This window comes from Blastopirellula sp. SH421, assembly GCF_057808535.1.
In genome coordinates this window covers 3,350,834-3,362,599 of record NZ_CM173712.1, presented here as the reverse complement: position 1 = coordinate 3,362,599, position 11,766 = coordinate 3,350,834, and the positions used below count along the sequence as shown (strand labels likewise).

The 11,766-nt window shown below is 55.5% G+C and carries 7 protein-coding genes; 5 read left to right on the top strand and 2 right to left on the bottom strand.

Going from position 1 to position 11,766, the window contains the following annotated elements:
• Positions 1-599 precede the first annotated feature (599 nt).
• The 4 genes from SH421x_RS13970 to SH421x_RS13955 all read left to right on the top strand — a co-directional run bounded on the left by SH421x_RS13970 (position 600) and on the right by SH421x_RS13955 (position 8,307).
• Positions 600-2,510 (top strand): FAD-dependent oxidoreductase, encoded by a 1,911-nt coding sequence (locus SH421x_RS13970; protein ID WP_488856394.1) that lies wholly within the window; start codon positions 600-602, stop codon positions 2,508-2,510.
• A 54-nt stretch (positions 2,511-2,564) separates the two neighbouring features.
• Positions 2,565-4,631: an FAD-dependent oxidoreductase gene (locus SH421x_RS13965; RefSeq protein WP_488856392.1), complete on the top strand. Its 2,067-nt coding sequence runs from the start codon at positions 2,565-2,567 to the stop codon at positions 4,629-4,631.
• A gap of 339 nt (positions 4,632-4,970) precedes the next feature.
• Entirely contained in the window at positions 4,971-6,320 is a 1,350-nt protein-coding gene (locus SH421x_RS13960) for an alpha/beta hydrolase family protein (RefSeq protein WP_488856391.1), read from the top strand.
• Positions 6,321-7,002: 682 nt separating this feature from the next.
• Positions 7,003-8,307 carry an IS1182 family transposase gene (locus SH421x_RS13955; RefSeq protein WP_488851338.1) on the top strand — a complete coding sequence of 435 codons (1,305 nt, stop codon included), beginning with the start codon at positions 7,003-7,005 and terminating at the stop codon, positions 8,305-8,307.
• A 335-nt stretch (positions 8,308-8,642) separates the two neighbouring features.
• On the opposite strand, the gene SH421x_RS13950 is transcribed toward SH421x_RS13955, so the two are convergent.
• Together SH421x_RS13950 and SH421x_RS13945 are read right to left on the bottom strand one after the other, a co-directional pair.
• Positions 8,643-9,107, bottom strand: coding sequence for a carboxypeptidase-like regulatory domain-containing protein (locus tag SH421x_RS13950; protein ID WP_488856390.1), 465 nt, complete (start codon positions 9,105-9,107; stop codon positions 8,643-8,645).
• 138 nt (positions 9,108-9,245) lie between these two features.
• Positions 9,246-10,253: a DUF1559 family PulG-like putative transporter gene (locus SH421x_RS13945; RefSeq protein ID WP_488856389.1), complete on the bottom strand. Its 1,008-nt coding sequence runs from the start codon at positions 10,251-10,253 to the stop codon at positions 9,246-9,248.
• Positions 10,254-10,549: 296 nt separating this feature from the next.
• Here SH421x_RS13945 and SH421x_RS13940 point away from each other — a divergent pair, with 296 nt between their 5' ends.
• The gene (locus SH421x_RS13940; RefSeq protein ID WP_488856387.1) at positions 10,550-11,731 is read left to right on the top strand and encodes a S1 family peptidase; all 1,182 of its coding nucleotides are present in this window, start codon (positions 10,550-10,552) and stop codon (positions 11,729-11,731) included.
• Positions 11,732-11,766: the final 35 nt, after the last annotated feature.

Below are 11,766 nucleotides of genomic sequence, written 5' to 3'. Positions count from 1 at the left end.
CCTAATTCTTCGTTGCCTGCAACGCCCGTTTTGAAGTTGCGCTCTTCAGCAGGTTCGTAAGAAATAGAACGCGGAGGACACGGATGAATCACGGAATTACACGGCAAGAGGGGAGATTTGCAATTTCCCATGACGTTAAATTTGTTTACTAATCAAGCCAATTTAAAAAAGCCAGCTTGCTGCACAAACAACGATTTCTGACCGTGAACCGCCGTGATTTATCCGCGGTATCCGTGTTCCATTATTTCTTTGTCCTCCAAGATCGCTACTTCAAAAAGCGCCAGCGAGGGAATCCGCTGGGCGATTCCAAACTGGATCGAAGTAGCCAGACGAATTCCCTCGCTGGCGCTGCGGGCTAGTGTGAACGTTTTTGAGTTTATTCTTACCGCGATTTCCGTGCTTCATCCGCGGTATCCGCGTTTCACTCTTTCTTTGTCCTCAGATAGCGCAATCTTAAAACGGGTGCGTCCGGCTAGGAAGGTCCGGCGACGACGATCGGGGCTCGTATCTCGCTTTCTCAGCGATTACGATAGTTCTATCCGCCCCGTCTATTCTTCCCGCGCCGCCCGGCGCAAATCTGTCATGCCCCGGATAGATTGATGAAAACTTCCGCCGTTTCGTGCCTGTTGCTCCTTGCGATAGCTGCAACCACCAGCGCTGCGCCGCGTGTAGTGCAAACCGATGTTTGCGTTTACACGGCGACCCCATCTGGTATTTTGGCGGCAATCGCCGTTCAGCAAGCTGGACGCAAAGTGGTGATCGTTGAGCCTGGTCGGTGGGTCGGCGGCATGCTGGGCGCGGGACTTAAGCCGATGCAAGATTGTCCCAACTATGCTGCAACCGGCGGAATGACGCACGGGCTACTCAAAAGCCTAGGGCAACCAGCCGCAGGCCCTCTACTGACGACTGGCCAACTCAGTCCTCTCCAGATCCGCAAAGACTTTGAGGCACTGCTTGATAAACACGGTATCGAGGTCATCTTCGAGCATCGCATTTCTAGCTGCCAGAAATCAGACACTACGATTCAGACCGCTCAGTTTGATCTAGCGCCCTTTGACGCGTTGGGGGTCCCTGTAGCCAACCCGACCACCAGCGATGCTTTACGAGTCAACGCGAAGGTTTTTATCGACGCCAGCTATGAAGGCGATTTACTGGCCGCCGCGGGCTGCGATTATCGTGTCGGCCGAGAAGCTGCCAGCGAGTTTGCTGAAGAAGCCGCTGGCGTTCGTCCTGTGGTGCAGCAGACTCCGATCGATCCCTATCGTACGGCCGGCGATCCCAGCAGCGGGCTGCTTCCCCTGATCGAAAAAGATCATGGGCTCCCCATTGGCGCCGCCGATGGGCACACCCAGGCATACAACTATCGCTACTATACGACTGACGATCCCGCACATCGATTGCCGATCACTCCTCCAGATAACTACGATCCGCAAGATTATGAATTGGTCGGACGTTACGTCGCCTATCTGACCCAGAACGAGCAAGATCCGAAGCAACTGCACGCCCAACTAGTTGGCGTCTGGCCTGGTTGGCGGAATTCACAAGAGTGGAACTACCAGCGCAAGTCGTTGATCTCCATGGCGCCGCTCGGGATCAGTCAGGACTACGCCGCCGGCGATTACGCGGCCAAAGCTCGCGTTTGGAAAGCGCACCAAGACTATCTACGTGGGCTTTACACGTTTATGAAATCTGACCCGCGCGTCCCCCAATCGTATCGTGATGAGATCGCCCTCATGGGTCTCGACGAACGATACCATCCCGAGACCTCCGGCTGGCCGCATCAACTCTACATCCGCGTCGCGCGGCGTCTGAAAGGACGCTACGTTATCACCGCGCATGATGTTTACAATCAAACCCAAGTCGACGACCCCATCGGCTTGGCGCAGTATGGCATCGACACCTATCCTGCTCGCAGGATAGTCGTACAGGACGCTTCAGGAGTCGCAGTCGCCAACGAGGGGAACATGTTTGTCGGCGGCAACAGAGGACCAACCAACATTCCCTATCCAATTTCGTATCGCGCGATTACGCCGCTGCAAACGCAGTGCACCAATCTGCTGGTCCCTGTTTGTTTTTCGGCCAGCCATTTGGGCTACGCATCGGCTCGGATGGAGCCGGTCTTCATGATCGCCGGCGAATCTGCAGGCATCGCCGCTGTGTTGGCCATTCAGCAGCAAACGCCGGTGCAACAAATCGACATGCCAGCCTACTCCACCGCACTCATCGCTGCCGGTCAAAAGCTAAGCTGGGACCCGGCCGTCGATCAGAGCACCGCCGACGCCAAAGAGCAAAAGTTCGACTTCGCCAGCTTACTGCAACAGTGCGATCAAGACGCTGACAACCTCGTCTGCGCAGCCGAATGGAGCCTCGGCAAACCCGGCTTTGACTGGCTTTTTGCGTTCATCGACGCTGACAACAGCGGCAAGCTTGAAGCTTCAGAGTACGCTGCGTTTCAAGAATACAAGCTCAAGCATCCCCGTTGGCGCGACAAAATCGCCCCAGGGAAATAAGCATCGATATCCTACGACGATTACCCCCTCTCGAACCCTGCCTGCGTGAATCTGATGATGCTCCGAATCCTGTTTCTGTTCTCGATGATGTTGACTCTTCCGCTCTCTGCGGCAGCCAACGCCGCCGAGCGGACTTTTGACGTCGTTGTTTTTGGCGCGACCCCCGGTGGTGTTGCGGCCGCAGTCGCCGCAGCGCGAGAGTCAGACGTCACCGTCGCACTGGTCGAGCCGCAAGACATTGTCGGCGGCGTGATGAGCAGCGGGCTAAGTTGGAGCGACTCCAATCAAACCGACCGCCGCGTCTTGCTCGGTTTGTTTGAAGAAATCCACCAGCGGATCGAGCAGAAGTATGTCGAGCAAGGAATCGAACTGCCGTACAAAGTCGCCACCAAAGACCATTCTCCCTGGACGTATGAACCGCACGTCGCGGAGCAAGTCTTTCACGAACTACTTGCCGAAGCTGGCGTCACCATTCTACTAAAAGAAGAACTGGCGTCGGTCGAGAAGCAAAACAGTTCGATCGTCAGCATCACCACCAACCAAGGAAAGCTGCACGCAACCACGTATGTCGATGCGACCTACGAAGGGGACCTTATGGCGAAGGCCGGCGTTCCTTGGACAATCGGCCGTGAAGCGCGGGCCAAATATGGAGAGTCGCTCGCCGGACGTCAATTTCCCAAGTCGGCAGTCAACGGCGTCAACCCGTATGACGAACAAGGCAAGTTGCTGCCGCTGATGACCGCCTCAGACTCTGGCGATCCGCAGTCAGGCGACAAGCGGGTCATGACTTATAGTTTTAGGCTTTGCTTAACCAAAGATCCTAACAATCGCGTTTCGATCCAAAAACCGGCGAACTACGATCCTGCTCAGTATGAACTGGTCCGTCGCTTCGTAACGGCTCATCCTCCTAAACGACTGCTGTTTGACCTCTATCCCTTGCCGGGCGACAAACTGGACGGCAACAACAGCATCGGCGGCCAATTGTCGATCGGGCTGATCGGCGCCTGTAACGAGTGGTGCGAAGCTTCGTACGATCAGCGCCGCGAAATTTGGCAAGCCCATCGCGACTATACCGAAGGTCTGTTCTGGTTCATGGCCAATGATCCCAGCATGCCGGCAGCGCTGCGTGATGAGATGCGCGAGATGGGCTATTGTCGTGACGAACTAGAACAGTGGGGACATTTTCCGCCGGTGCTATACGTTCGCGAAGGACGTCGCATGCTAGGACGTTATGTTCTCACCCAGCGCGACGTGTTGGAACAGCTGCCGCACGAAGATTCAATCGGCGTCAGTTCGTTCCCGATCGACTCACACGATGTCCAGCGCGTACCGACCCAAGATAGCCAAGGCTACATCAACGAAGGAACCATCTTCCCTGTACGGATCGCAGGTCGCCGCGTCGGCTACGCTTATCAAGTGCCGTATCGCGCGATTACGCCAGAGCAAACGGCTTGCGATAATTTGCTCGTGCCGGTCGCGTTGTCAGCTTCGCATGTTGCGTTTTCTTCGGTTCGCGTCGAGCCAACTTGGATCATGCTAGGCCAAAGCGCCGGGATCGCCGCCGCGATGTCGGCCAAGCAAAAGGTCGCCGTGCAACAGCTTCTCTACGCCGATCTGAAAAAGCATCTTCTAGCGCAAGGACAAGCGTTAGACCTGTTGCCGCTTCCTCCATTGCCGTTTTCTCCCGGGTCGATTCCGCTGGCCCAACTGCCAGGCATCGTCTTGGATGACAGCCAGGCCGTTAAGGTTGGCGATTGGACAAATTCAAGCAACTTTCGCCCACATGTGGAACAAGGCTACCTGCACGACAACAACGAGAGCAAAGGTAAGTTGCGTCTTGTCTTTCATCCCCAAATCCCCAAAGCGGGCAAGTACGATATCCGACTTGCCTATTCTCCTCACGAAACTCGCGCGACCAACGTACCGATCTCGATCGAAATTGCCGGCAAACGGCAAGTCATTAAGTTCGATGAAACGCAGCCCCTTGAGACAGGTACTCGTTTCCGCACGATCACCACGCTTGACCTACCGGCAGGCGACAGCACGACGATCACGATCGGCACGGAGGAGACAGAAGGTTTTGTAATCTGTGACGCGCTGCAAATCATGCCGGTGAAATAGCAGGCAAGTCGGGCCCCAGCAAATCAACCACTCCAATAGAAAACGCATCCACTAGCCCGCAGCGCCAGCGAGGGAATCGGTTTGGCTACTTCGAGCCGGTTTGGAATCGCCAGACCGATTCCCTCGCTGGCGCTGCGGGCTAGTGTTTTTTCAAACGGCGATATCTGAATAAATCAGGGCGCCTTAGCTCGGGAGTAGTGCGGACGCCAACCCAAGTTAAACTCCAATTCAACTCAATCAATCCCAACCAAACTTAGCGTGCACGAACTCCTTAGAAGTTTATCGCGCTTCTCTGGTCCGCACAGCGGACCCTACACCCTTTATTCCTTGTGAGTAATCATGCCCATATTGTCTCGGCTGTGTGCCGCACTTGCTTTGCTGTTGATTTCTAACGCACCGTTATTCGCACAGAATGCGCCGTATGACAATCCGCCGCCGGTTGCTGCGCCCTATTACAGGGTTCGCTACGAAGCTTCGACCAAGCCCGGCGAGTTAATCTATCCGGTCAGCTATACCGTCTGGATTTCGCCGCAGGTCAAAACGGTGCGCGGCGTGATCGTGCATCAGCATGGTTGCGGCGAAGGTTCGTGCAAATCGGGACAAAGCGGCGCGTTTGATCTGCACTGGCAAGCTCTCGCCGCCAAGTACGATTGCGCGCTGTTGGCTCCTGCCTATGAACAGCCGGAAGGAACCGATTGCCAAATGTGGTGCGATCCGCGCAACGGTTCGGACGCCGCGTTTCAAAAATCGCTGATCGATCTCGGCAAGCTTTCGCAACATCCCGAGTTAGCCACCGTTCCATGGGCACTGTGGGGACACAGCGGCGGCGGACATTGGTGCGGCGGCATGGTGATGCTGCATCCCGACCGAATCGCCGCCGCTTGGCTGCGTTCTGGCGTACCGCAATTTGAACCAATCGCTGGCCGTAACATTAAACCCCACGACATCCCGCCGGCCGCGCTGCAAGTTCCGCTGATGTGCAACTTGGGAACCAAAGAAGGTGTCACCGTCACCGACGGCCGTTTCTCTGGCGCTTGGAGCAGCAACAAAACGTTCTTCACCGCGATGCGCAGCCAAGGGGCGCTGCTGGGCGTTTCGATTGATCCGTTTACCAGTCACGAATGCGGTAACCAGCGTTATCTAGCGATGCCTTGGTTCGACGCATGTCTCGCCGCACGCTTGCCGGCCAAGTCTGGCGATCCGCTTCGCGAGTTTCCGGCTGATCAAGCCTGGCTCGCGCCGCTGCCGACCGATCAAGGCAAAGCGACGGCCGCGATTCCAGCCAACCAATATGCCGGCGAAAAAACAACTTCGATCTGGTTGCCCAGCCAAGCGGTCGCAGCCGATTGGCTGCAATACATGACCGATAGCAAAGTGGCCGACAATACGCCTCCGCCGGCGCCAACCAATGTCCGGTTGGCTGGCGATCAACTGACCTGGGACGCGACGGCCGATCTAGAAAGCGGCATCGCCTTCTTCGAGATCCAGCGCGACGGCAAGACGATCGCCACGGCGCCAGAGAAACCGAAAAACCCCTTCGGCCGTCCGATCTTTCAAGGGCTGCAATACAGCGACACGCCGGTTGTGCCGTTGGTCGAAATGCGCTGCACCGTCGAACCAGCCGCGGGAGACAACGCCAATCCGTACACGGTTCGCACGGTGAACACGGCGGGCCTGACGTCAAAGTAAAGGAAGAAAGCGGAAACGGGAAGGCGGACAGCCAAGCAGTGTGATGCGGCGTTCGCCTAGGAGGAAGCGTGTTGAAATCCTCCTTCGGCGTCTTCATCATCTCGCGATCCCTGCCGCTAACCCCAATCCAGAGAAAACGTCGTTTCATCGCGGGGCGATTTCGCTGCGGACCCGGGGCTATTTCGGCGCGGCTGCTTTGGGCCTCTTAAGGCCTCTGTCAGGTAGGGTTGGCAAAGAATACACCTTGACAATGTCTTAGTGTTTTGTTATTATTTTTTTACACATAACCGAGCACCGTGCGACCTGCTGGCGTCAGTTGGGCGGTGTTTTTGCGTTGAAATGCGGCAACCTCAAGTGAGGTTGGCGGGTTTGTTTGCTGCGCGAGATGAGTCTTTGACGAGACTGCAATCCACGGGAAAAAAAAGTCGAGGGCGAGTCCACTTTAGTAGCTCAAAAAAAACGGTGACGAGTCCAGTCCACATTGTGAAACCCGTCACGAAGTTTGAAATCTGAACGGTAAATTAGTTGGGGTACGAAGTGATTGGGCGGATGTTCAGAAAAAAAAGAACGCTGTCCTGTCCTCTTCTCGGCCAGCCAGAAAAAAAGCGCTGCGAGTCCAGTGAGGCTGTGATTTTTTCCAACCCCGCTTGGCGACACAAAATCGCGGCGCTAAAACGGGGGGATGGATAATTCAAACTCACAACCAGACGTTTCTCGGGTGCGCGTGAAGCGGCCGGAGCGGTTTCAAGTTCAGTTTCGGGATGCTTCGTTGGATCAGATGATTCCGCGGGATCATCGCGTCCGGGCGGTTTGGGCGTATGTCGATTCGCTCGATCTGACGCCGCTATATCAGAAGATTCGCGTCGTCGAAGGATCGGCCGGACGCGATGCCGTTGATCCAAAAATCTTGATGGCGTTGTGGATGTTCGCGATTATTGAAGGGATCAGCAGCGCTCGACATGTGGCGCGACTGTGTACGCGCGACTTGGCTTACTTGTGGATTTGCGGCGATGTCGGCGTCAATTATCACCTGCTGGCAGACTTTCGTACGATGCATGGCGAGTTCCTCGATGAACTGTTGACCGACACGATTGCGACGCTGCTGCACCAGAATATTGTCACGCTGGAAACGGTTGCTCAAGACGGCATGCGAGTGCGGGCCAGCGCCGGCACCAGCTCGTTCTTTCGTCAGCAGACGCTGGAAAAATGCCGCGAAGAAGCGGCAGCGCAAGTAAAAAAGTTGCGTGACGAAAGCGACGACAATTCGGATAACGGCGTTAGCGACGCTCGCCGCAAGGCGGCGCAAGAGCGGGCGGCGCGCGAACTTTTGGACCGGGTGAACAAAGCCTTGGAAGAATTGCCGGAACTGCAGAAACAAAAAGATCAGCAGAATAAAAAGAAGCGCAAAGAGGCGCGTTGCAGTACGACCGACCCGGAAGCACGCAACATGAAGATGGGCGGTGGCGGATTTCGTCCGGCTTATAACGTGCAATTCGCGACCGATGCCGAGACGCGTCTGATCGTTGGCGTCGACGTTAGCAACAACGGCAGCGATGGTCATCAGATGCAGCCGATGCATGAAAACCTCTGCGAGCGTTATGACAAAACTCCCCAGCATTACATCGTCGACGGCGGGTTCGCGACCCGGGGAGGAATCACGGCGGTCGAGCAAGCCGGCAGTCAAGTGACGGCTCCGATGACTTATGTCGAGCAGATCGAAAAGCGAGGGGGCGACCCGTACGCACGCCGCAAAGAGGACAACAACGAAATGGCCGCGTTCCGCGAACGAATGAAAACGGAAGAGGCTCAGGCCCGGCTAAAACAACGCCCCTCGATCGCTGAATTCCCCAACGCCGAATGCCGCAACCGGGGCCTGCAGCAGTTTCGGGTTCGCAGCCTAAAAAAAGTGAAAACGGCGACGCTATGGTACGTCATCACCTACAACTTCATGAGGATGCTGAGTCTGGGAATCCTAAAACCGGCCTAAAAAGGAGACCCAAGCAGAGCGGAACCAAGCGACCCGCCCCGAACGGACCGCCGCCATCCACTCCAGAAAATAGCAACCGAAAATCGAGCGCCCAACCAGCCGCTAAAAAACGAAAAACGCCCGCGAGGCGAAAGGCGATGGTGACGGCGTTGGATAAACTCACAACCTCAGTCCACTTTGGTGTTGTTGAAAAAAATGCAGTAGTCCTGTCCAGTCCGGTCGGGCGGATCAGGTAGTTTGCCGAATCCGATTTAATTAGACATCAGGATTCAGGCATTCATCATTTCGAATAGTGCCGCGGCGCCTTGGCTCGCGCACGGACAACAATTTGCTGGTTACTTTAAATCCAGGATCAGCGGTTCTGGGGCAACATCCTCGATTTTTAACTGTAATCCAGACGTGTTGGGACTTAGGTAGGTCTTGGGGAGCAAATTTTTGGGAGGGCCTAGCTTGGTAAACGCGGCCTGAGCTTCTTGCACGGTTTCTCCTTCTGGGACCTCGCGAATCTCCAGCTTGCTCACGGTGATCGCGTAATCACCGGGCAAAGCCCCCGCAGGTTGATCTGCGGGTGACAGATACGTTTTGACTGTGAATTTCCCCTCCACGTCGGTCATGCCGCTGGCCGAACGACCGGTTGGTTCACTGGGTACCAGCGTTACGGTGGCCCCATCAACCGGCTTGCCGCGATGCGTCACGACTCCAGAAACAGCATAGGTCTTAGGGAGGTTTCCCCCAGAACAGCCAGCCAACAAAAGAGAGGACAGGGTAATGAAATAGAGCGACTTCAAGATACGCTTCATTGTGTTTTTATCCTTTGTGAAGGGAGGCATCGAGGTGGCAGATTGACGACGAGAAAAAAATCGCTCGCACCTGTCCACCAATGAAGCAGGAGGCCGTCATCCACAGCGGACAGGCTCCTGCTCTTGTTCACCACCTGGCTAGAATTCGCCGATGACGCCGCCGTCAGCTTTGTCCCCCAGCCGAGCGTAAGTCAACCGATCGATGGTTTCGGCGACAAAGTGCACCGAACCGTCTCCCATCACAAATTGGCAGCCTCCTGGGTGCGCCGACTTAAACCCAAATATCGCATTCCAGTTATTGCTGGCGTTGGAGAAGCAGGTGTTGGAGCCGTAGCCTGCGTCATTCGGGCAAGTGGGGAAATTGATCGGCGCGGTGGTTGCGTACCACAGCGACTCAGGCCAAGCCCAACCCCAGGGAGAAAATGTCTGACAGTCCATCCGAACTTCGCCCATCATGATTGTGTTCGAGGTTCCGTCCGTAAGATTGCGTAAGCTCGAGGAATGCGGCGTGAAATATCCTCGACCGAAAGGGCCAGATATTGGCTGATTTCCGTAGTCTGACCGTACATTGCCGCGATTGAAGGGATCCTCTCCATCGTTGTCGGTATCGAGACCCATCCCCGATGGATACGCGCCGGCTGTCGCCGCAAGATTGCAACCTGCCGATGACTGCATAAACTGGGCGCCGATACTGGGCGCGTAACTCGCGTTTGCATAACCGGTAGTCGGATTGGGCGTGCTGACATTCGGGTCGCTTGGACATTGGTAGTTAGAAATTACATGTTGTCCGACCGCTTTCCCATTAACGGCATAGGTCGTGATGTTGTTGTTTCGCAAGTCGATTCCGTCATACAGGGCCGACTGCTCCATGTACGGCAATAGTCCGACCAGGATGCACATGTTGTTTCCGCCAGTCCCCGAACCGTTGTACCAATTGATCGGAAACTGTCCGATGACGTCGTGATAGTTATGCAGGGTCAAACCAAGCTGTTTCATGTTATTGCTGCAAGACATTCGGCGAGCCGCTTCACGCGCCTGTTGAACCGCCGGCAACAGCAACGCGATTAAGACGCCGATGATCGCAATCACGACAAGCAGTTCGACCAGAGTAAAACCGCGGCAACGTCGGAAGGGAGGAGATAACATCGATTCGCACCTCGTGTGACATGTAAGAATTTTGGGGACAAGATCACAGTGTGGCTTTTCAGAGTACCGAACCCAGCGAGTAGCGGCAACGATAATATTTAATTTGGGGGATAATCTTTACATCCTTCCTCGGAAGGACAAATAAACCCCGCTGGATGCTACTGTCTAATTTCTCTCTTCATTGCTTCTCTGGCGCAATAACGGTGTAACATCCTGCTCTCAATTCCGCTGTAGCTAAGTATCCAAGCACATCGCTTGGCGGACGCTCTTAAACCTATGCGGAAATGGTGAACGCGATGAAAACCCTTACCCCAACATGGCTTACGCCCACTATTGCAACTCTGCTCTTGATCGGTGGGATGGTTTCGACCAGCCGGGCCGACAGCTCGATTTATGAAAAAACGCTGAAGTCGACCGCTTGGGTGTTGGCCAAGACCGGGGGAGAAACCTCAAGCGGCACCGGCGTGCTGGTCGACGCCGAGAAAAAGCTGCTCGTGACCAATTTCCATGTGGTGGGAGATGCACGGGCGGCGGTGATTTTTTTCGCCGATCTGACGGACGGCAAGCCCGAAGTTGAACGCTCGCACTATCTGACCAACGTCAAAAAGCTGGGTTTGCGAGGTCGCGTGGTCGCGGTGGATCGCAAGCGTGATTTGGCGCTGATCGAGTTGGAGAAACTGCCGTCTGGCGTGACGGCGATCCCTCTTTCGGCAACCGGCAGCGGGCCCGGCGAAGATGTCCAGTCGATCGGCAACCCCGGTTCGACCGACGCTTTGTGGGTTTATACCTCTGGCACGGTCCGCTCGGTCTATCAAAAGCAGTTCCGCACCGGGGCCGGGGAGCATGATTTCAAGGTGGTCGAAACCCAATCGCCGATCAACTCTGGCGACAGCGGCGGGCCGGTGGTCAACAACCAGGGCGAACTGGTCGCAATCTCGCAAGCGATCGCTCCCAAGGCTCGCTTGGTCAGCTACAGCGTAGATATTTCGGAAGTAAAGGAATTTTTGGGCGGCCCCTGGAAACCGGCGCCAATCGCGGCGGACGACCTGCTAAAGAAGGCCGACTTGGAGTTCACCACCCACGAATCTGGACATTACGAAGTGAAATTTGATGAGAAAGACTCCGCAAAGCAGTCGGTCTTTTTGACCAAGGATATCGAATACTACGAGCGAGCCGACGTCCGCAAGGTTTGGTCACTGGCCGCGACCCTGAAAGAAGCCCCAAGTCTCGACACAATGATCAAACTACTGGGCCAAAACGCTCGCACCAAGATCGGCGCCTGGTCAGTCGAAAAAAACGAGAGCGGCCAATACCTAGTGATCTACTGTGTGAAAATCGACGCGACAGCTACCCCAGACGCGGTGAAAAGCACGATGCAGTATGTCTCGAAGCTGACCAGTGTCTCGAAAAAGGAGCTGACGCCTGCTGAATCGGTTCAAAGTGCATCGCAAACGCTCGATTCGTGGCTAACCAAGTAGCCAAGTGCGGTGTCGCGATGTCCGCGCGACTAACC

Coding starts and splice junctions, on each gene's coding strand:
- SH421x_RS13970 (WP_488856394.1), top strand. CDS start 600: ATGAAAACTTCCGCCGTTTCGTGCCTGTTGCTCCTTGCGATAGCTGCA.
- SH421x_RS13955 (WP_488851338.1), top strand. CDS start 7,003: ATGGATAATTCAAACTCACAACCAGACGTTTCTCGGGTGCGCGTGAAG.
- SH421x_RS13950 (WP_488856390.1), bottom strand. CDS start 9,107: ATGAAGCGTATCTTGAAGTCGCTCTATTTCATTACCCTGTCCTCTCTT.
- SH421x_RS13965 (WP_488856392.1), top strand. CDS start 2,565: ATGATGCTCCGAATCCTGTTTCTGTTCTCGATGATGTTGACTCTTCCG.
- SH421x_RS13940 (WP_488856387.1), top strand. CDS start 10,550: ATGAAAACCCTTACCCCAACATGGCTTACGCCCACTATTGCAACTCTG.
- SH421x_RS13945 (WP_488856389.1), bottom strand. CDS start 10,253: ATGTTATCTCCTCCCTTCCGACGTTGCCGCGGTTTTACTCTGGTCGAA.
- SH421x_RS13960 (WP_488856391.1), top strand. CDS start 4,971: ATGCCCATATTGTCTCGGCTGTGTGCCGCACTTGCTTTGCTGTTGATT.